Annotated in this window: 19 protein-coding genes; 17 read left to right on the forward strand and 2 right to left on the reverse strand. The window is 37.9% G+C overall.

What is annotated here, in order from left to right; all coding sequences use genetic code 11:
- Window positions 1-232 precede the first annotated feature (232 nt).
- From RU87_RS00775 to RU87_RS00800, 6 genes are all read left to right on the forward strand, one after another.
- Window positions 233-1,594, forward strand: a complete 1,362-nt coding sequence (locus RU87_RS00775) for a bifunctional metallophosphatase/5'-nucleotidase (RefSeq protein ID WP_068159648.1) — start codon at window positions 233-235, stop codon at window positions 1,592-1,594.
- Between the two features lie 51 nt (window positions 1,595-1,645).
- Complete coding sequence (locus RU87_RS00780) at window positions 1,646-2,305, forward strand: YutD family protein (protein WP_068159646.1); 660 nt, start codon at window positions 1,646-1,648, stop codon at window positions 2,303-2,305.
- 213 nt (window positions 2,306-2,518) lie between these two features.
- Window positions 2,519-3,637 carry a dual-specificity RNA methyltransferase RlmN gene (gene rlmN / locus RU87_RS00785; RefSeq protein WP_068159643.1) on the forward strand — a complete coding sequence of 373 codons (1,119 nt, stop codon included), beginning with the start codon at window positions 2,519-2,521 and terminating at the stop codon, window positions 3,635-3,637.
- Between the two features lie 73 nt (window positions 3,638-3,710).
- The gene (locus RU87_RS00790) at window positions 3,711-4,217 is read left to right on the forward strand and encodes a VanZ family protein (RefSeq protein ID WP_068159640.1); all 507 of its coding nucleotides are present in this window, start codon (window positions 3,711-3,713) and stop codon (window positions 4,215-4,217) included.
- A complete protein-coding gene (locus RU87_RS00795; protein ID WP_068159637.1) occupies window positions 4,217-4,825 on the forward strand; it encodes a nitroreductase family protein in 609 nt (202 codons plus the stop codon). Before RU87_RS00790 ends, RU87_RS00795 begins: the two co-directional genes overlap by 1 nt.
- A gap of 72 nt (window positions 4,826-4,897) precedes the next feature.
- Entirely contained in the window at window positions 4,898-5,341 is a 444-nt protein-coding gene (locus RU87_RS00800; protein WP_068159634.1) for a CoA-binding protein, read from the forward strand.
- Window positions 5,342-5,374: 33 nt separating this feature from the next.
- Here RU87_RS00800 and RU87_RS00805 read toward each other — a convergent pair whose 3' ends face one another.
- Both RU87_RS00805 and RU87_RS00810 read right to left on the reverse strand, forming a co-directional pair.
- Window positions 5,375-5,779 (reverse strand): DUF4430 domain-containing protein, encoded by a 405-nt coding sequence (locus RU87_RS00805; RefSeq protein WP_068159631.1) that lies wholly within the window; start codon window positions 5,777-5,779, stop codon window positions 5,375-5,377.
- 86 nt (window positions 5,780-5,865) lie between these two features.
- Window positions 5,866-6,639 (reverse strand): DeoR/GlpR family DNA-binding transcription regulator, encoded by a 774-nt coding sequence (locus tag RU87_RS00810; RefSeq protein WP_068159629.1) that lies wholly within the window; start codon window positions 6,637-6,639, stop codon window positions 5,866-5,868.
- A gap of 227 nt (window positions 6,640-6,866) precedes the next feature.
- On the opposite strand from RU87_RS00810, the gene ulaG reads away from it, so the two are divergent.
- The 11 genes from ulaG (at window position 6,867) to comGB (ending at window position 20,547) form a co-directional block, all read left to right on the forward strand.
- A complete protein-coding gene (ulaG, locus tag RU87_RS00815) occupies window positions 6,867-7,934 on the forward strand; it encodes an L-ascorbate 6-phosphate lactonase (RefSeq protein ID WP_096835782.1) in 1,068 nt (355 codons plus the stop codon).
- A gap of 33 nt (window positions 7,935-7,967) precedes the next feature.
- Window positions 7,968-8,417, forward strand: a complete 450-nt coding sequence (locus RU87_RS00820; protein ID WP_068160092.1) for a PTS sugar transporter subunit IIA — start codon at window positions 7,968-7,970, stop codon at window positions 8,415-8,417.
- Window positions 8,418-8,473: 56 nt separating this feature from the next.
- A complete protein-coding gene (ulaA, locus tag RU87_RS00825; RefSeq protein ID WP_425268470.1) occupies window positions 8,474-9,943 on the forward strand; it encodes a PTS ascorbate transporter subunit IIC in 1,470 nt (489 codons plus the stop codon).
- Window positions 9,944-9,975: 32 nt separating this feature from the next.
- Window positions 9,976-10,275, forward strand: coding sequence for a PTS sugar transporter subunit IIB (locus RU87_RS00830; RefSeq protein ID WP_068160086.1), 300 nt, complete (start codon window positions 9,976-9,978; stop codon window positions 10,273-10,275).
- Between the two features lie 8 nt (window positions 10,276-10,283).
- Window positions 10,284-10,925, forward strand: a complete 642-nt coding sequence (locus RU87_RS00835) for a 3-keto-L-gulonate-6-phosphate decarboxylase UlaD (protein WP_068159603.1) — start codon at window positions 10,284-10,286, stop codon at window positions 10,923-10,925.
- 1 nt (window position 10,926) lies between these two features.
- Window positions 10,927-11,775, forward strand: coding sequence for an L-ribulose-5-phosphate 3-epimerase (locus RU87_RS00840; protein ID WP_068159598.1), 849 nt, complete (start codon window positions 10,927-10,929; stop codon window positions 11,773-11,775).
- Window positions 11,768-12,499: an L-ribulose-5-phosphate 4-epimerase AraD gene (gene araD, locus RU87_RS00845; RefSeq protein ID WP_068159593.1), complete on the forward strand. Its 732-nt coding sequence runs from the start codon at window positions 11,768-11,770 to the stop codon at window positions 12,497-12,499. The genes RU87_RS00840 and araD overlap by 8 nt, the downstream gene beginning before the upstream one ends.
- A gap of 259 nt (window positions 12,500-12,758) precedes the next feature.
- The gene (locus tag RU87_RS00850) at window positions 12,759-13,961 is read left to right on the forward strand and encodes an SAM-dependent methyltransferase (RefSeq protein ID WP_068159591.1); all 1,203 of its coding nucleotides are present in this window, start codon (window positions 12,759-12,761) and stop codon (window positions 13,959-13,961) included.
- A 168-nt stretch (window positions 13,962-14,129) separates the two neighbouring features.
- On the forward strand, window positions 14,130-18,524 hold the full coding sequence (locus tag RU87_RS00855; RefSeq protein WP_068159587.1) for a PolC-type DNA polymerase III: 4,395 nt from the start codon (window positions 14,130-14,132) through the stop codon (window positions 18,522-18,524).
- A 114-nt stretch (window positions 18,525-18,638) separates the two neighbouring features.
- Complete coding sequence (comGA, locus tag RU87_RS00860; RefSeq protein ID WP_068159583.1) at window positions 18,639-19,613, forward strand: competence type IV pilus ATPase ComGA; 975 nt, start codon at window positions 18,639-18,641, stop codon at window positions 19,611-19,613.
- On the forward strand, window positions 19,546-20,547 hold the full coding sequence (gene comGB, locus RU87_RS00865; RefSeq protein WP_167373816.1) for a competence type IV pilus assembly protein ComGB: 1,002 nt from the start codon (window positions 19,546-19,548) through the stop codon (window positions 20,545-20,547). Before comGA ends, comGB begins: the two co-directional genes overlap by 68 nt.
- The last annotated feature ends 1 nt before the right edge of the window (window position 20,548 follow it).

The following is a 20,548-nucleotide window of genomic DNA, read 5'->3' on the forward strand; positions in this document are numbered from 1 at the left end:
GATGTGTTGACTCAGCTATACAGAAAATCTGGTGATGTCGTCTTTTTTAAGTTTGCATCCAAAAAATACAGCATGAATCAAATCTTGAAAGATGATAACCAATCTATAAGTCTGTCTAACGAGATAATACCAAGGTATATGAAAGTATATAGTGATTGTTTAAGGCTTTCAAATGGGGGAATTACAAGATATAAGGGAACATAGAAGGATAGATCTGTGCTATAATGATGCTATGACTAATCAAGGAAATGTGTTAAAAATCTTACATTTAAACGATTTGCACTCCCATTTCGAAAATTATCCAAAAATAAAACGCTTTTTTACTGATCAGGCTGTTGGCTATACTGATGTCTTACGTTTTGATATTGGGGATAATGTTGACCGCTCCCATGCTTTGACAGAAGCAACTTATGGGCAGGCAAATATCAGTTTAATGAATGAATTGCAGCTAACTGCTGCAACAATTGGTAATAACGAGGGGCTAGGCTTACCTAAGGAGAGGTTAGATAGTCTTTATCAGTCGGCTAATTTTGATGTTGTGTTAGCGAATCTCAAAGATAAAGCCAAACAGCCTAGTTGGGCTATTGAGAAAAAAACTGTTATGACCTCTTTTGGCATGACCATCGATATTTTTGGTTTGACAGCACCATACCCTCTAGCCTATCCACACATGGGGTGGGATATTTTAGATCCACAAGACATATTGGCACAGCAGTTGTCAACATCAACAGCAGATTTTACGATATTATTAAGTCATTTAGGGTGGCGTTTTGATGAGCAAGCGGCATCGCAGTTTACTAATTTAGATTTGATTTTAGGATCGCATACCCATCATATTTACGAATATGGCAAATATATAGATGGGACAATGCTAGCTGCAGCAGGTCGTTACGGTGAACATGTAGGTGATATTACACTTATCTTTGATGAACATTTCCAGTGTATTCAATCAGATATTATTGCTGAGGAAGTTCGCCACCTGCCTTCATTACCTGCAGATAAAACAGTTATAGACGGGTTAGAGATGGAGGGACATGAGTTGTTACAAGCGCAACAAATTACCGATTTATCTCATCCGTTCATCAATCAAGCGCCAGATTATACTGCGGCACACGTTGTAGCTGAAATATTGGGTGCTTATTATCAGGTGTCGACAGTTGTTATGAACAGTGGGATGATCGTTCAAGATATACCGCAAGTGCTTACGATGGATGCCTTACATGATATTTTACCTCACAGTATCAGAATGGTGAAATTAACCGTAACAGGTCGAGAACTAAAAGAGATCATGCAAGAATTACACCAAGTTGGTAATTACTTAAAAACCCAGAAGATCGTCGGAATGGGCTTTAGAGGAAAAGTTTTTGGTGATATCATTACAGTAGGGTTATCTGAACATCAAGGACAACTTTTTTATCAAGGCGAAGTGATTGATGAAGCTGTATATTATACTGTATTGGTACCAGATCAGTATATATTTGCGTCTTATTTTCCTATTTTGAAGGCTTCAGGCACTGCAGAAATTCAGTTTCCAAAATTTATGAGGGAAATCGTCGCGGATTATTTGAGAACGGATAGTTATCCAGAAGTTTAACAGGTATGGTAAAAATTACAGTATTTAAAACAAGGAAAGAAATAACAAAATATGGCAAAAGTAGTTCCAGAAGAAGAGAAAAATTATAATAAATTTCCTGGTGAGCGTGTCATTGTTGTAGATGACGTGGTGACAATTGGCGATAAAGTGTATCATCTCGTTCATAATTATCAAGATGGTTTTGATAAAGATAAGTTAGCACAACGTTATTCAGATATTTTTGTAAAGTATGATTATATTGTCGGGGATTGGGGACATGAACAACTACGCCTTAAGGGGTTTTTCTCAAGTTCTCGTAAAAAAATTGCTGATGAGTTGAAAATTTCACACTTGGAAGAGTATATTAAAGAATATATGAATTATGGAGCTGCATTTTTTGTCTTGAAACGGATGAGAAGTAAAGACATCAAACGCAATGAACCCTTTTTATCAGAAAAAGTCTATGAAGTAGATGCGCCTGACATAGCGACGATAGAATTGACTAGCAAAAAAGGTAAGACCAAGAAAACTGCAGTGACTCAAAAGCAGACTAAATCTGTCAAGCGTCAAGGTACTCAAAAACAACGTCAGGCAACTAAAGGCACATTTGATCAAAAAGAAAAAGCGTCATCGAAACGACCATCTTTTGACAAACAAGAAGATAAACAAGCGCTTAAACAAAAAACAACCACTAAACGGCCGGCGTTTGTGGTGAGAACGCGTAATAAGTGATCAGTGCAGTGCGCATATTGTGTTGTACTCATAACCATTTGATATCATATTTTTGAGATATTGCTAATATGTTTGGCAATGTCTTTTTGTATAAGCAAGTACGAAAAATGGGATATAGTTGATGATTTAATGGCTTATCATTTAAAAGATGATTAGCACAGTATGACATTTTGTCTATTGCGGTGCTATGCGGTTACATGCTATACTATTAACATGACTAAAACTATTCAAAAAGAACAAATGAAACCCTCTATATATGGCTTAACACGTGACCAATTAATCGAGTGGGCGATTGAAAATGGCGCCAAAAAATTTCGTGCGACACAAATCTGGGATTGGCTTTATAAAAAGCGTGTCACATCGTTTGATGATATGACAAATATCTCTAAAGACTTTATCGAGAAATTAAAGGATCAGTTTGTGATCAACCCCTTGACACAACGTTTGGTGCAAGAGTCTAAGGACGGTACAGTTAAGTATTTATTTGAGTTACCAGATAATATGTTGGTCGAGACTGTTTTGATGCGCCAAAAATATGGTTTGTCAGTTTGTGTGACGACACAAGTTGGCTGTAATATCGGCTGTACATTTTGTGCATCTGGTTTGATTAAAAAACAACGTGATCTGACAGCTGGTGAAATCACAGCACAGATTATGTTAGTACAAAAGTATTTCGATGAACGTGGTCTTGATGAACGCGTCAGCCATATTGTGGTGATGGGGATTGGCGAACCATTTGACAATTATAACAATCTGATTAATTTCATCAGAACAGTTAATGATGATCATGGACTAGCTATTGGTGCCCGTCATATCACAGTGTCAACGTCAGGGTTGGCACATAAAATCAAAGAATTTGCAGGGACAGGCTTGCAGATTAATCTCGCAATATCGCTACATGCCCCAAATAATGAGGTAAGAACGAGTATTATGCGGATTAACCGCCAATTTCCAATTGAAACCTTGTTTGAAGCGATTAATTATTATCTTGACAAGACAAATAGACGTGTTACCTTTGAATATATTATGCTCAGTGGGGTCAATGATAGACCTGAACATGCGCGTGAGTTGGCAACCTTGTTAAAAGATATGAAGAAGTTAGCTTATGTGAATCTGATTCCTTATAATCCAGTTAGTGAGCACGATCAATATAGCCGTTCATCAAAAGAGGATGTCCTTAAATTCTATGATATTCTCAAGAAAAATGGCATAAACTGTGTCATTAGACAAGAACATGGGACTGATATTGATGCCGCATGTGGTCAATTACGAAGTAAGACAATGAAAAAAGATAAGACATCAAAAACTGCGGTTGAATCCGTTACAGTTTAACTGATAACTAGCTATCAACATAAACACTAGTTGACTTTAATAGGTCGATTGGTGTTTTATGTTACAATAAATTATGCGATTATTTGATAAAAATGAAAAACTAACCCAACCGTTTCAAAAAATTGTAAAAATAGGTGCTGTATGCTACACTATTGCTATCTGTATGATGTGTTTTCTACCCCAATCTATCTATCCCAGTATCAAACAGATAGAAACACCGGGGATCGTACATTTCGGTCAGATTGTAACGATATTAACACCATTTAATACACTAGTCCATCTTGGTAAAATACCAAGTATACAAGACCTAGTTGTCATTGTGTTACAAAATGTTGCAAATGTATTTTTGCTTTTACCACTGGTCTTTGCAATCTGTCTACTAATACCAAGTGTTCGACAGTTTAAAAAGATTTTGTTAATCAGTTTTTTGATGAGTTTAACAATCGAAAGCACCCAAGCACTGTTAGATTTACTATTCAACTTTAATCGTGTATTTGAAGTGGATGATTTGATAACCAACACCGTTGGGGGTGTACTTGCTTACTTACTATATAAAGTGTTAAGGAGAATTAAGGGATAATGGAATTTTCAACATTGAATCATAACCGTCATAAAGTAACTGAATTTGATGGTCGTAAACTAACGATTGCTGATGTTAAAGCGATTTTATCAGAAGCTGTGCTTGCACCTTCAGCTCATAATATTCAGCCTTGGCATTTTGCCATTGTTGTCTCGGATGAAAAGCGCTATGCATTATCAACTGCCATGCATGCAAAAAATGCTGCGCAACATGAAGGCGCAGGAGCTACGATTGTCGTGTATTCAGATACAGATTTGACTGCACGAGTTCATGATTTGGTAGCAATCGGGGACGATTTTTTACCTGATGAGGCTAAAGCGATGTTATTATCTAGACTGCCAGGTATGTTTGAGAAGTTTTCTGATGCAGAACTATCAGATTATCTGGCTTTAAATATCGGTCTTGTATCACAAAATATTGTACTTGCAGCGCATGATAAAGGCTTGAAAACGAACATGATACTAGGGTTTGATAAGGCGAAAGCTAAAGAAGTCCTTGCGATTGAATCGCGGTTTAGACCTGAGCTTATCATTACGATGGGGTACTCAGATCAAGAGGGTACTGCATCATATCGCTTACCAGTAAATGATATCACTGATGTGATATAGTCTTGGTGTGTTTGTTAACTAATGACAATAAAACTGTTCTGTAAGCTTTATATTACGAGATAAGGAGTTACCATGATAACAACATTTGACAATGAGACAAAAGCAGTGATCACAGATTATCTACGTCAAGCCAAAACGATTGCAGTCGTAGGCTTATCGGATCGAGAAGATGCAACCAGCTTTATGGTTGCAAAAGCGCTACAAGATGATGGCTACCAAATTATTCCGGTTAATCCTCGTTTAGCTGGACAAGAGATACTAGGTGAAAAAGTATATGCTAGTATTAAAGATGTGCCAGTACATATCGATATTGTAGATGTTTTTCGTCGTTCGGAGTTTTTACCTGATGTGGCACGGGACTTTATCAAGACAGATGCTGATGTTTTCTGGGCTCAGCTAGGGTTAAAAAGTGATGAGGCCGCACGTATTTTACAAGAACATGATAGAAACAAAATTGTCATGGATATGTGTATTAAAGTAGCTTATGCCTATAGTGGCTTAAGAGATGAAAAATAATCATAAAAAAAAGCCGATACGGCTTTTTTTATGTTAAAAACTACCGAGATAAAAAGCAACTTTATCTCCTTTTTTGAGCTGAATATCAGCTGCCCCTTTATCTGCCATTTTACCATTAATATCAAACATCCAGTATTTTTTAGCAGCTTCATCTTGTTTTTTGCCATCTATTGAAGTGATAAATCCGCCTTTTTCGTCGACTTTAAAGTTTTCCTTTAATGCCTCTAGTAAAGTCTGGTTTTTGCTGATGGTTACTTGTTTTGTTTCATCAACTTTTTTATCATTTTCGAAATCCAATGTAATAGTTGCGGTATCTTTTGATGCTGAACTGGTGTTAGTTTTGTCAGCTTTCTCTTGATTACCACAAGCAGTTAAGCTCATAGTTAGTCCCAAAGCTACAACCATTGTTGCGGCTTTTTTTAATGTCAATACTGTCATAATTTATTTATCTCCTTTATCCCATTGTACTATACTTTAAAAGATATTGAGCTAAAATGATTTGCTAAAGAGGGCGTAAGTAGAGATTAAATTTGAATTTGTATGACGTTAACACCACAATCTTCAATTTGTTTTAATCGTTCAGGGTCTGAAAAAGTGTCTGTAATCAGATAATCAATACAGGTGAGATCGCAGGATTTAAAATTAGCAGATTCACCTATTTTCCTATAGTCAGCAATACAAATTACGATACCCTTTGTTTGTTTGACTATGACTTCATTGATTTTCGCCTCATGGATAACAGGCGTTGTTAAGCCACGAGTTACCGAAATACCATAGCAGCCAATAATGGCAATATCTGCTTGGATGGTCTCAAAAAATGCCTGTGCGGCTTGCCCAATCAAAGCTTCTTTAGGGAAACGGACTTCGCCACCAGAGAGAAAGACAGAGGATTCTGAATGATGATCAAGTGCAGCCACTTTGACATTGTTGGTGATGATGGTTACTTTTTTGTTGATGAGGTATTTTACTGCATCAAGTGCAGCAGAAGAAGAGTTGATAAAAACGGTTTGTCCGTCTTTGACAAAAGAGGCAGCCGTTTTAGCTAAAATCTCTTTAAGTATTTCGATATTTTGATTGTCGCAGTTATCGATGACAGTGCCAGTGTTTAATCTTTTAGCTTTACCATGACTTCGGATAACTTTGCCCATCCTAGCAAGACTAGACAAGTCTCTTCTAATCGTCGTTTCAGATACATTTAGTCGCTGACTCAATGCGTTAACAGTATGCAGATGATCATCCTCCAGTACGGTTAACAAGGCTTTTTGTCTTGCTTGAACATTCACGATAGCATTTTTCATATACTGCCTCCTCATTATCTTGTATGCATAAAAGTAATCGTATCATCTTTTAAATATAGTATACTGCATTTGCAAAAGCTTTAATAGCTATAAATCATACTTATTGGCTCATATGATCATAAAACGATAAAACGATCATATAACTTACTTTGAAACCGCTTTCTTTTTTGTTATGATTATTTTGTAAAGCAATTAAAGATTATTTAATTAAGATGGAGGCATAAAAAATGGTAAACAAAATTGCAGATGTCACAAAGGAATCATGGATTCTCTCAACATTTCCTGAGTGGGGGACTTACTTGAACGAAGAAATTGAAGCTACAGTAGTTAAACCGGGAACAGTTTCACTATGGTGGTTAGGGTGTACTGGTATTTGGCTGAAATCAGAAGGCGGTACGAACATTCTTTGTGATCTGTGGTGTGGTACAGGAAAACGTACACATGGTAGTGGCAAGATGGTAAAAGGTCATCAAATGATGCGTATGAGTGGCGCACTTAAACAGCAACCTAACTTACGGACACAACCATTTGTTATCGATCCATTTGAAATTAAAGATGTTGATGCATTAGTGGTAACACATATTCACTCAGATCATCTGGATATTAATACAGCTGCAGCAGTTCACAGTAACTGCCCGGAGGCAAAATTTGTTGGTCCCCAAGAAGTTGTTAATATCTGGCTAAAATGGGGTGTGCCAGCAGAAAAAACAATCGTTGTACACCCTGGAGATGAGGTTGCAATCGGTGATGTGACATTGCTTGCACTTGAAGCATTTGATAGAACAGTTTTGGTGACTGAACCTGATCCAGAAGTTATTCTAAAAGGTAAGATGCCTCAAGATATGAATGAATTAGCTGTTAACTATCTCTTCCAAACTACTGGTGGTAATATCTATCATGCAGGAGATTCCCATTACTCTAACATGTTTGCCAAACATGGAAATGAGCATAAAGTAGATGTTTGTTTAGGCGCATATGGAGAAAACCCACGTGGGATAACGGATAAAGTGACCTCTGTAGATTTGCTTCGTATGGCAGAGTCTTTAAATGCAAAAGTAGTCATTCCGGTTCACTATGATATCTGGGCAAACTTTATGGCAGATCCTAAGGAAATTACAGAAATTTGGAAATTTAAAAAAGATCGCTTGAATTATCAATTTAAACCATATATTTGGCAAGTAGGTGGGAAATTTACTTTTCCAGATGATAAAGATAGATTAGAGTTTAATTTTGACCGTGGATTTGATGATGCTTTTGCAATTGATAATGATACGCCATTCCCATCATTTTTATAAAAAAGGAGAGTAACCAGTATGGCAAAAACAGACATGTTGAGGTATTTTCATGACAATGATCTGGTTAGCATTTGTGACAAGCAACCTGAGAATTGGGAAGACGCAATTCGCATATCTTGTGAAAACTTGATTGATAAATCAATCATAAATGATACTTACGTTGAGGAGGTTATTGCAGCTGTGCAGACTTACGGACCATATATTGTGATAGTACCTGGTGTGGCAATGCCTCACTCAACTGCTAAAAGTGATGGGGTATTTGGGACAGCTATTGCCTTTACAAAGTTTAAAGATAAGGTCTATTTTGAAGCAGAAAATGAAGAAAAGCAAGCAAAATTATTTTTCACCTTAGCTGCAAAAAATCCGGATGAACATATGACTAATATCGCCAATTTATCAGACTTACTAATGACTGATGGTGTGATTGAAGCACTTGAAAATATAGAGACGATGCTTGATTTTGAAAATTTACTTCAAACTTAAGCGTAATTTCGGGCTAGGCATATCAAATACTCTAGCCCATTGAGGAGAAGCGTAACATGGGAAATATCTTTGATGCAATCATGGTCGCATGGGACTTTTTTGCAAAAAATATCTTAACACAGCCGGCATATTTTATAGGGTTTATCGTTTTAATTGGCTATATCTTATTAAAAAAACCATGGTTTGAGTGTTTAGCAGGATTTTTGAAAGCGACTGTTGGTTACTTTATTTTGTCAGTGGGATCGGGAGGGTTAGTTAATAATTTTCGCCCCATCTTGTCTGGTTTAAAAGATCGATTTAATTTAGATGCAACCGTTATTGATCCTTACTTTGGTCAAAATGCGATTGATGCTGGGATTATGAAAACTTTTGGTCGTACGTTTGGCGATGTCATGGTTCTATTACTCATTGCCTTTATCGCTAATATCATTTTAGTTCGTTTTCAAAAATATACAAAGATGCGCGCCGTTTTTACAACAGGTAACGTACAAGTACAACAAGCAGCCACTGCTTTTTGGTTAATTTTGTTTTGTTTTCCAAACTTAGGCCGTATCGAAATCCTTGCTGTAATGGGATTGATTTTAGGCTTGTACTGGGCAGTGGGATCCAACCTAACTGTTGGCTATACACAAGAATTAACAGAAGGTGCAGGATTTGCAGTAGCGCATCAACAAGTGTTTGGGATTGCGATTGTCTCTGCTATCGCAGAAAAATTTAAATCTAAGAAGTCTAAGAAAATTGAAGATATCGAGCTTCCTGGGTTTCTATCTATGTTTAATGAGAATATGGTGGCAACTGCTATCTTGATGTTAGGGTTCTTTGGTATCATCATGACAGTGCTTGGTAAAGGCTATTTTATAGATCAGAAAATTATTCCCTCAACACAAAACTTCTTTTTCTATATCATGACAACATCGCTCCAGTTTGCTGTTAACTTAGCTATCTTACAACTGGGTGTCAGAACGTTTGTATCAGAGTTAACAGAGAGTTTCACTGGTATTTCAAATACTTTATTACCGGGTGCAGTACCTGGGATTGATGTGGCCGCAACCTTTGCATTCGGCTCACCTAATGCAGTGACAGTCGGTTTCTTGTTTGGTGCCTTAGGTCAGTTCTTGATGATTGGGTTATTAATTTTGTTAAAATCACCTGTTGTGATTATCGCAGGCTTTATCCCTCTCTTCTTTGACAATGCAGCATTTGCTGTTTATGCAAATAACCGAGGGGGGATTAAGGCAGCTTGTGTCTTACCATTTCTTTCAGGTGTGATTCAAGTTAGTGGGTCTGCTTTAATCGCCTCCTGGGTTGGTTTATCTAAGTATGGTGGCTATCTTGGTATGTTTGACTGGGCGACGGTTTGGCCAGGATTTACAGTGATTATGAAAGTATTGGGTTATGCTGGAATTGCTGTGGTCGTCGCTATTTTAGTGATCATTCCTCAATTACAATATCGAAAAGATCCAGAAGGGTACTTCTTGGTTGTTGAGGATTATGACGCTTATGCAGCACGTAAAGTAAATGAATGAGTGTTACAAAAAATAGAAAAGAGGGTAATAGTATGAGAGTATTAGTATCGTGTGCAAATGGATCTGGAACAAGTTTGATGATGAAGCGAAGTGTAGAGAATGCGATGAAGACATTAGGGATTAAAATTACCAATATTCACCATTGCTCGATTTCAGAAGGAAAAGGTCAAGCGGGAAATTATGATGTGGTTTTTACCCCTCTAAACTTCGTAGAGATGTTTGACGGTGCCAAAGCTAAGGGAGTCACTGTAGTTGGTGTGAAAAATGTGATGAGCGCTAAAGAGATTCAAGAACGAATTGAAACCGAAACAGATTTAATTTCACGAGTTTAGGAGAGGATATGACAAGACCAAATTTACAAGTTGCCTTGGATCATTCAGATTTACCAAGTGCGATTGAGGCTGTTAAGGCTGTTGGAGATATTGTAGATATTATTGAAGTCGGCACGATTTTGATTTTGCAAGCAGGTGATCAGGCTGTGAAATGTATTCGGGCCATGTATCCGGGAAAAACGATTGTTGCAGATACAAAATGTGCTGATGCAGGAGGCACTGTAGCTGAAAATGTTCAAAAAGCAGGTGCAGATTGGACGACAGTTATCTGTTGTGCAACAATACCTACAATGAAAGCAGCAGCTGAAAAGATTAGTGACGTACAGGTCGAACTCTATGGGGATTGGACTTATGAACAAGCAGAACTTTGGTTAGCAGCAGGTATTACGCAAGTTATCTATCATCAAAGTCGAGATGCACTTTTAGCAGGAGAAACTTGGGGTGACAAAGACTTGACTAAAGTTCAAAAATTGATTGATATGGGATTTCGTGTTTCTGTTACAGGTGGCTTAACTGTTGAAACTTTGGCGTTATTTAAAGGGATGTCTATATATACATTTATCACAGGACGTGGGATTACAGCTGCAAAAAATCCAGAGCAAGCGGCGACTGAATTTCTAAATGAGTTAAACAGAATTTGGGGGGCGTAAGATGTTAGGCATCTATGAAAAAGCTTTACCTAAATCAATCTCATGGCCTGAGAGATTGGCACTAACCAAGCTCTTAGGATTTGATTTCATAGAGTTATCAATAGACGAAACAGATGAACGGATTGCGCGTTTGGACTGGACAAAAGCACAACGTCAGGAGATTTTGTCTGCTATTATGGATACAGACATCCCGATTTTATCCATGTGTTTGTCAGCTCATAGACGCTATCCATTGGGATCGGCAGATATTAAAAAGCAAGAGATGGCTATTGAGCTACTTAAAAAAGCTGTTGATTTAGCAAGTGATTTAGGCATTCGTACGATTCAACTTGCGGGCTATGATGTTTATTATGAGCCTAAAACAATAGCAAGCCGGCAGACGTTCATTGAAAATTTAGCAAAATGTGTTGCGATTGCTGCAAACAAAGGTGTCGTATTAGCTATTGAGATTATGGATGATCCTTTTATTAATTCAATCTCTAAATTTTTAGCGATTAAATCACAAATTCCGTCCCCTTATTTACAGGTTTACCCTGATCTGGGTAATTTATCCGCATGGCCTGAAAATGATGTTGGTCATGAATTAGAAAAAGGTATCTCAGAAATTAGTCAGATTCATTTGAAAGATACACTGGCTGTAACATCAGACTTTGAAGGTAAATTTAAGAATGTTAAGTTTGGCGAAGGCTGTGTTGATTTTATGGGCTGTTTAAAGACTTTGAAACGTTTGAATTATTCTGGTTCTTTTGTAATGGAGATGTGGAGTGAGACGAGTCCTTCTCCAGAGGTGGAAATAGAAAATGCAAAGGCGATTGTCTTACCATTTTTAAAGGAGGCTGGCTATGCTTAAAATATTAGATGAGGTGGATTCAAAAGTATTAACTGACATGAAATATCGGGTTTGGCAAGCTAATCTTGCTTTGGCTAAAGCTAATCTAGTTGTCTTAACTTGGGGCAATGCGAGCGAAATCAATCGTGATCTTGGGATTATTGTCATAAAACCAAGTGGTGTCCCATATGAAGCGATGACAGCTGATCAAATGGTTGTGACAGATTTAGCAGGCAATCTTTTGGAGGAAGGGTCTTTAAACCCCTCATCTGATTTACCGACACATGTCTATCTTTATCAGCAATTTAAAGGAGTCAACGGCATCGTCCATACACATTCCAAGTATGCGGTAATGTGGGCCCAATCTGGTCGAGATATTCCGCCATATGGCACCACACATGCTGACACGTTTTATGGGCCAATCCCTTGTACCCGTCAACTGACAGAAGATGAAGTTGTCACAGCCTATGAGCGAGATACGGGGAAGGTAATTGTGGAGAGATTTATAAATGATCAGATTGATCCGCTTGCAGTCCCAGGTATCTTAACGATCGGACATGGCCCATTTACTTGGGGTGTGACAGTTGAAAAAGCTGTTGAAAATGCAATCGTACTAGATGAAGTCGCCCATATGGCTTTATTTACTGAGATGTTAAATGATCATCGAGATGTACTGCCAAATTACTTATTAGATAAGCATTATTTCAGAAAACATGGTAAGCATGCCTATTATGGTCAAGGATAAGAAAAGCGTAACAAACAATTTTGTTTGTTACGCTTTTTGCTAAAGTTTCACGAGACTCATCATACTAAACGATACACAAGAAACGTCTCTATCAGCAGTCCTTAACAGTGTGAGTTTAAGCCATTAGGCTGATTCATATATCGGCTTTGAATATGAAAAAAACATGGGAAATTTTTAAAATAATCAAACTTTCGCTGTAAATAATTGACATTACAAAATATTTTGTCTAAAATACAAATTGTACTTAAGGGGGGGAAAGATGTTAGACAAAACGATATACAAACAAATTTTTAAAGCGAGTTTTGACGCCCCAATCGACGTTGAATTCTGGGATGGTGAAGAGGTAAGTTATGGTGAAGGAACACCGATTGCCAAAATCAAATTAAATGAAATCATCCCAATCAAAGATATTATGGCTCATGCATCACTCACGTTTGGTGAGGCTTACATGGACGGTAAAATCGAAATTACTGGAGATTTACAACAATTAATCACAGTCATTTATCAATCTAAAGATAGCTTTATGAACAATTCTAAGTTTTCAAAGTTCATTCCAAAACGGTCACATTCTGAAAAAGCTAGTAAAGCAGATGTGCAAAGTCATTATGATATCGGGAATGAGTTTTATAAGATGTGGTTAGATCCAACGATGACTTATTCATGTGCTTATTTTGCTAGTGAACAGGATTCTTTAGAAGATGCACAATGGAATAAAGTGCGTCATATTATCAATAAACTACATGCTAAACCAGATGAAACTTTGTTGGACATTGGCTGTGGCTGGGGAACTTTGATCTTCACTGCTGCAAAAGAGTATGATCTTGAAGCGACTGGTGTGACACTTAGTCAAGAACAATATGACTTTGTAACAGCTAAAATAAAAGCAGAAGGTTTAGAAGGCCGAGTTCATGTTTATTTAAAAGACTATCGTGAGCTGGTACAAACTTATGATCATGTGACTTCTGTCGGCATGTTTGAGCATGTTGGTAAAGAAAACTTGCAAGAATATTTTGAACAAGTTAGCAACCGCTTAACTGATGAAGGGACAGCGTTGATTCATGGTATCACTGGACAGCACGATGGTGCTGGTGTGGATGCATGGATTAATAAATATATCTTCCCAGGTGGGTATATTCCAAATGTTGCAGAAAATATCACCCATATTCTTCATACACCAATGCAATTAGATGATCTTGAACCACTACGTCGTCATTATCAACGTACGTTAGAGATCTGGACAGAGAATTTCCACAAGGTAAAAGAAGATGTGGTCGGCACTTACGGCATGCGTTTTTACAGAATGTGGGACTTATATCTACAATCTTGTGCAGCATCATTTGAGTCAGGAAATATTGATGTAATGCAATATCTTTTGACAAAAGGTGCTTCATGTAAAAATTTACCAATGACACGCGCTTATATTTATCACGCTGATGTAGCGCATGGTATCAAATTAAATTAACTTATGACTAAAAGACTGCTTGGGTAAGCGGTCTTTTTTTCGTCACTTATCGTTTATGTTTATCTCTTATGATCATAAGTGTTGTAATTGTTTTTATCCGTATATTGCGATGTAGTGATGTGCTATAATAAAAGTAACATCAATTCATGAAATTAAGAAAGAAGTCTAATGAACGAGTTATTTGAGAAACTAATGGATCAGCTGGAAATGCCGGTTGATATTAGAAACAATCCAGTATTTCAAGGTCATATTGACAAAGTAGAAGTACATGCTGTTAGTAAAATTTGGCATTTTTATTTGACTTTTCCTAGTATTTTACCAATTACTATTTATAAAGAGCTTGTCTATCGATTAGAGATGGCTTTTTCAAATATTGCTAAAACAGAGGTAAGTATCAAAACAAGTGATGGCAGTTTTGATGAAGCCTTGTTAAATGCGTATTTGCCAGAAGTTTTTGAAAAAAAGGGGTGTGATACGCCTAGTTTTACAGCCATTTTCAAGAAATATCAATTTATCGCAGGCAACCAGTCCTCAGATGCACAGCTCTTAGTCGGTGAGTTGTCGAATTTAGAGTATTTTGTGAAGCATTATTTTCCAGTTATGGAAAAACATTTTCAAGATTTTGGCTTTACAGATCTACATATCATACCCAAAATTGATTATGACTTAACGGATAAGTTAGTCGCTGAGTACGAAAAGAAATCCGAAGCAGCTTTAGCTGAAATTCTTGCTAACCAGCCTGATCCCGCCTATTTTGAAGACCAAGCATCAGCGCCGCAAAAAGACCTACACCTATCACCGACTCATCTTGCCTTAGGTAAAGAAATCAAGTCCACTGATCCTGTTGTTCAGATGAAAGATATCGTCAACGAGGAAGCGAATGTCACGTTTGAGGGCTATGTGTTTGCAGCTGAACATAAAGTATTCAAAAATCGCACAACAGGCAAAGAAAGTCATATGCTTGAAGTGAAGATGACAGACTATAGTAGCTCTTTTATTATCCAAAAATGGGGTAGAAAGCCTGAAGAGCAGGCGATGTTTGATTTGGTCAAAAAAGGAATGTGGCTCAAAGTTAAGGGTAGCGTTCAGATGGACCAGTATAAGCATGAACTTGTCATGAGTGTCCGTGATATGATCGAAATTAAGGCTAAAAATATCCGCAAAGATTTAATGCCTGATGATGCAAAACGTGTTGAATTTCATGCTCACACCAATATGTCGACGATGGATGCGATTGCAGATGTCTCTGATTTAGTTGCACAAGCTGCACGTTGGGGGCACAAAGCGATTGCGATTACGGATCATGCAGGAGCGCAAAGTTTTCCACATGCTCACTCAGCAGGTAAGAAAAATGGCGTCAAAATTCTTTATGGTATCGAAGCCAACCTAGTAGAAGATAGAGTCCCTATTACCTATAATGAAGACGATAGTAGTCTATCTGACTCAACTTATGTTGTATTTGATGTGGAAACGACAGGGCTTTCAGCTGTTTACAACCAATTAATTCAGGTTGCAGCATCAAAAATGCACAAAGGCAATGTCATCGAACAATTTGATGAGTTCATCGATCCAGGCCATCCGGTCAGTGAGTTTACAACTCAGTTGACAGGTATTACCGATGATATGCTAAAAGGCTCAAAACCCTTAGAAGATGTTCTGAAATCTTTTCAAACATTTTGTGAAGGGAGTATTCTTGTCGCCCATAATGCCACATTTGATGTCGGCTTTATGAACATGAACTATCAACGCTTTGACTTACCAGTGATTAGTCAGCCAGTGATTGATACACTCGAATTTGCTCGTAATCTATATCCAGAAATTAAACGTCATGGCTTGGGTCCTTTGACGAAACGTTTTCAAGTTTCTTTGGAAAATCACCATTTGGCTAACTTTGATGCTGAGGCAACTGGACGACTCTTATTTATTTTTCTCAACGATGCCAAACAAAAATTCAATATTGAAAAACTGAGTGATCTCAATACAAAGGTTGTTGATGAAAATTCGTATAAAAGAGCACGCGTCAAACATGCGACGATTTATGCGAAAACACAAACAGGGCTGAAAAATCTATTTAAGCTAATTTCTTTCTCAAATGTTAACTATTTTGCTGGCGTACCTAGAATCCCTAAATCAGTACTTGAAGCACATCGTGACGGGCTTATTGTAGGCTCAGCATGTTCTGAAGGGGAAGTATTTGAGGCGGTGACGAATAAATCGTTTGATGATGCATTAAAGATTGCTGATTACTACGATTTTATAGAAATTATGCCACCTGCGGTCTATCGTCCTTTGATTGTCAAAGAAACGGTTAAAGATGAGATTGAGCTGCAACGTATTTTAAAAGATATGTTAAAGATTGCAAATCAGCTTGGTAAACCAGTTCTTGCAACGGGAAATGTCCATTATATAAACCCAGAAGACGCAGTTTATCGTGAAATCATTGTCCGCTCTCTTGGGGCAGGAGCTATGATCAACCGACCTATTGGACGCGGTGAACATGCCATGCCAGCGCCCTTACCAGAAGTTCACTTTAGAACGACCAATGAAATGCTTGATGCGTTTGCCTTTTTAGGAGAGGAAGTGGCAAGAGAAATTGTCATTGAAAATACCCAAAAAATGGCAGAGTCATTTGATGTGCTAACACCAGTCAGACAAGATCTTTACACACCTTATATTCCTGAATCTGAGGAAAAAATGGCTAAGCTGACTTATGAGAAGTCTCATGCCATTTATGGCAACCCTTTACCTGATATTGTCGATTTAAGAATTGAGAAAGAGTTGAATTCCATTATCGGAAATGGGTTCTCTGTTATTTATCTCATCTCTCAGATTCTTGTTGAACGCTCTAATAACCGTGGCTATCTTGTCGGGTCTCGTGGCTCAGTCGGCTCCTCCTTTGTCGCGACCATGACAGGGATTACAGAGGTTAATCCCTTGCCACCACATTATGTTTGTCCTGGGTGTCAATTTTCGGAGTTTTTCACAGAAGGTCAATATGGGTCAGGATTTGATATGCCTGAAAAAGCTTGTCCAAACTGTGGTGAGCGCTTGAAAAAAGATGGACATGATATTCCTTTTGAAACGTTTTTAGGATTTAAAGGGGACAAAGTACCCGATATAGACCTTAACTTTTCCGGAGCAGATCAGCCTAGTGCGCATTTAGATGTTCGAGATATTTTCGGGGAAGACTATGCCTTTCGTGCGGGAACAATTGGTACGGTAGCTGAGAAAACAGCTTTTGGATTTGTTAAAGGCTATGAACGAGATTATGGTCATTACTACCGGGGGGCCGAGATAGAGCGTTTAGCTGCAGGTAGTACCGGTGTAAAACGGACAACTGGTCAACATCCCGGTGGGATCATTGTTATTCCAGGCTATATGGATGTTTATGATTTTAGTCCGGTTGCTTATCCAGCTGAGGATATCAATGCCGAATGGAAGACAACGCATTTTGATTTCCATGCCATTCATGACAACATCTTAAAACTTGATATCCTTGGGCATGATGATCCGACCATGATTCGTAAACTTCAAGATTTATCTGGTATGGATGCCTCAACTATCCCGATGGATGACCCAGATGTCATGAAAATTTTTGCTGGAACAGAGGTCTTAGGGGTGACACCAGAACAAATTTTTTCAAAGACTGGTACCTTAGGTGTCCCTGAAATGGGGACAGCATTTGTTCGTGGCATGTTGGAAGAGACGAAACCTAGTACGTTTGCAGAATTATTGCAGATTTCAGGCTTGTCTCATGGTACCGATGTATGGTTAGGGAATGCACAAGAATTAATCAAGCAAGGGATTGCCAACTTAGCAAACGTTATCGGGTGTCGAGATGATATTATGGTGTATCTAATCCACGCGGGATTAGATGAATCTATGGCCTTTACGATTATGGAGCGCGTGAGAAAAGGGTTATGGAACAAGATAGACGATGAAGAGCGTGAGACTTATATTGCTGCCATGCGAGAAAATAATGTACCTGAGTGGTACATTGACTCGTGTAGTAAGATTAAGTATATGTTTCCCAAAGCCCATGCGGCAGCTTATATCATGATGGCATTACGTGTTGCCTACTTTAAGGTGCATATGCCAATCTATTACTATTGTGCCTGGTTTTCTATTCGTGCTAATGCTTTTGATTTGAAAGTAATGGGAGATGGCTTAGCTGCTGTCAAAACAAGAATGACAGAAATTAAAAGCAAAGGGTTTGAAGCTACCAATGTTGAAAATGCGCTGTTTAGCACTTTAGAACTTTGTAATGAGATGTTGGAACGTGGCTTTAAGTTTGGCAAGTTAGATTTGTATCGTAGTGAAGCTGATGAGTTTATTATCGATGATGATACGTTGATTCCGCCTTTTTCTGCCATGGATGGTCTAGGTGGTAATGTAGCCAGACAGATTGTAAAGGCACGCGCAGATGGAGAGTTCTTAAGTAAGACTGAACTCAGAAAACGTGCAGGCGTTTCTCAAACTTTAGTGGATAAGATGGATGAGATGGGCATTTTAGGAAATATGCCTGAAGACAACCAATTAAGTCTGTTTGATGATTTGTTTTAATACTTAGTATGCTATCCTATGAAAGATAAGTATTCATTAGCTATACTCTATTGATATAAAAAATCTGTTAGCGTTGCTAGCAGATTTTTTGCGTATAAATATAGAGGTATAAAAATGGTACAAAAAATCGCGATCAAACTCTTACTCAATGCACTTGATTTTGGTGCTAGTGATATCTATATTTTACCAACCGAGGGGACTTTCTCAATTAGTTTGCGACATTCAGCATCTCGCAAACACTATGCTGTCTTCTCAGAGTCAATTGGACAAAGTTTAATTTCTCATTTCAAATTTATTGCTGGTATGAACGTTGGTGAAAAAAGACGCACACAACTAGGCTCTTGTAGTTATGTGATAGCTGCACAAACATTAAGAATTAGATTATCTACGGTGGGTGATTTTCAAAATCGTGAAAGCTTAGTATTACGCCTATTGCCTAAGTCGGATGCGCCTTTGCTATTTTGGGATGAAACAGATTTGACAGATGTCTTGTCGTTGGTAGACAGACGAGGTCTTTATCTATTTTCTGGTCCAGTGGGGTCTGGAAAAACAACACTGATGAACCATATTGCAAAAGAAAAGTTTTTTGAAAGACAGGTGATTACCATTGAGGATCCGGTGGAGCTTGTTAGTCCAGAATTTTTACAGTTACAGCTAAATGAAGCGATTGGCAATACCTATGATCATCTGATTAAACTCTCACTTCGTCATATGCCTGATCTGGTGATAGTAGGTGAGATACGAGATCAAGAAACTGCCCGGGCAGTGATTCGCGCTAGCTTAACAGGCTATACTGTATTCTCGACTGTTCATGCCAGATCGATTAGTGGTGTTTATGCAAGATTAATAGAACTTGGTATTGACTCAAGTGAGTTGACAAACGCCTTATCTGCGATTGTTTATCAACGTCTTATAGGTGGAAAAGGGATCTTAACTTATGCTGATAAAAACTTTCTTAATCACACAACTCAAACTTGGCATAACAAAATTGAAGGGCTCGTTAAATCAGGAGATATTAGCAGTGATATGGCATCATCAGAAAAAAATACCCATCAAACAACAAGTCAAACTGATGACTTTGATGCATAATTTATTGAGTAGTGGCTTCAATTTATCAGAGATGATACATTTTCTTGAACGCTCGAAACTTGTTGATCAAACATTTGTCACGACGATGCGTACTTGTCTATCAGATGGTCAAAGTTTGTCACAAATTTTTTCGACCTTACAGTTTTCGGAGTCAGTCGTCACGCAGATAGCACTGTCAGACCACCACGGTAATCTTAGTCAAACATTAGCTTTGATTACCAACAACTTAACAAGCAAAGCACAAGTCAGGAATAAGTTAATTGCGGTGAGTACCTATCCTTTGATATTAGTTGTCACGTTGATTATGATGATGGTAGGGATGAAAAATTACCTGTTACCACAAGTTGGTAGAGAAAATATTGCTAGTATCGTTTTACATTATCTGCCTTCAGGCATTTTGTCTGTAAGTGGTCTCTTAATCATTGCTGTTTTGTTGTTCAGGCATTATTTTAGACAAACATCTGCCTTGCGTAATTTTCAAAAAATAGGTACTTTGCCTTGTATTGGTAAATTCGTAAAACTCTATTTAACCGCTTTTTATGCAAGAGAATGGGGGAACTTGATCAAACACGGCCTGCCCTTAAGTCAAATAGTCGAGTTGATGCTGACGCAAGAAGATAGGTTATTTCGTGAAGTGGGGCAAGACTTGTTGGCAAGTATGCAGTCGGGAGAGTCTTTTCATAAGCCAATCGCAACTTATAGATTTTTTACACCGGAACTTGCTTTAATTATTGAATATGGAGAAATGAAAGCAAAGCTAGGCGATGAACTGTTACTTTATTCAGAGTTATCATGGCAGTCATTTTTTCATAGGGTAGATACGTCGCTAAATTTAATACAGCCATTCATTTTTTTATTGGTGGCTTTAATGATCGTATTAATCTATGCAGCGATGTTACTACCTATCTATGCTCAGATGGATATAGGACTATGAG

Source organism: Pseudolactococcus plantarum (genome assembly GCF_002441715.1).
Lineage (GTDB): Bacteria > Bacillota > Bacilli > Lactobacillales > Streptococcaceae > Pseudolactococcus > Pseudolactococcus plantarum.

Excerpts from the sequence above, each read along its gene's own strand:
- RU87_RS00805 (WP_068159631.1), bottom strand. The coding sequence starts at position 5,779 with ATGACAGTATTGACATTAAAAAAAGCCGCAACAATGGTTGTAGCTTTG.
- RU87_RS00850 (WP_068159591.1), top strand. The coding sequence starts at position 12,759 with ATGTTAGACAAAACGATATACAAACAAATTTTTAAAGCGAGTTTTGAC.
- araD (WP_068159593.1), top strand. The coding sequence starts at position 11,768 with ATGCTTAAAATATTAGATGAGGTGGATTCAAAAGTATTAACTGACATG.
- RU87_RS00840 (WP_068159598.1), top strand. The coding sequence starts at position 10,927 with ATGTTAGGCATCTATGAAAAAGCTTTACCTAAATCAATCTCATGGCCT.
- RU87_RS00855 (WP_068159587.1), top strand. The coding sequence starts at position 14,130 with ATGAACGAGTTATTTGAGAAACTAATGGATCAGCTGGAAATGCCGGTT.
- ulaA (WP_425268470.1), top strand. The coding sequence starts at position 8,474 with ATGGGAAATATCTTTGATGCAATCATGGTCGCATGGGACTTTTTTGCA.
- RU87_RS00775 (WP_068159648.1), top strand. The coding sequence starts at position 233 with ATGACTAATCAAGGAAATGTGTTAAAAATCTTACATTTAAACGATTTG.
- RU87_RS00795 (WP_068159637.1), top strand. The coding sequence starts at position 4,217 with ATGGAATTTTCAACATTGAATCATAACCGTCATAAAGTAACTGAATTT.
- RU87_RS00800 (WP_068159634.1), top strand. The coding sequence starts at position 4,898 with ATGATAACAACATTTGACAATGAGACAAAAGCAGTGATCACAGATTAT.
- ulaG (WP_096835782.1), top strand. The coding sequence starts at position 6,867 with ATGGTAAACAAAATTGCAGATGTCACAAAGGAATCATGGATTCTCTCA.
- comGA (WP_068159583.1), top strand. The coding sequence starts at position 18,639 with ATGGTACAAAAAATCGCGATCAAACTCTTACTCAATGCACTTGATTTT.
- RU87_RS00835 (WP_068159603.1), top strand. The coding sequence starts at position 10,284 with ATGACAAGACCAAATTTACAAGTTGCCTTGGATCATTCAGATTTACCA.
- rlmN (WP_068159643.1), top strand. The coding sequence starts at position 2,519 with ATGACTAAAACTATTCAAAAAGAACAAATGAAACCCTCTATATATGGC.
- RU87_RS00830 (WP_068160086.1), top strand. The coding sequence starts at position 9,976 with ATGAGAGTATTAGTATCGTGTGCAAATGGATCTGGAACAAGTTTGATG.
- RU87_RS00810 (WP_068159629.1), bottom strand. The coding sequence starts at position 6,639 with ATGAAAAATGCTATCGTGAATGTTCAAGCAAGACAAAAAGCCTTGTTA.
- RU87_RS00820 (WP_068160092.1), top strand. The coding sequence starts at position 7,968 with ATGTTGAGGTATTTTCATGACAATGATCTGGTTAGCATTTGTGACAAG.
- RU87_RS00780 (WP_068159646.1), top strand. The coding sequence starts at position 1,646 with ATGGCAAAAGTAGTTCCAGAAGAAGAGAAAAATTATAATAAATTTCCT.
- RU87_RS00790 (WP_068159640.1), top strand. The coding sequence starts at position 3,711 with ATGCGATTATTTGATAAAAATGAAAAACTAACCCAACCGTTTCAAAAA.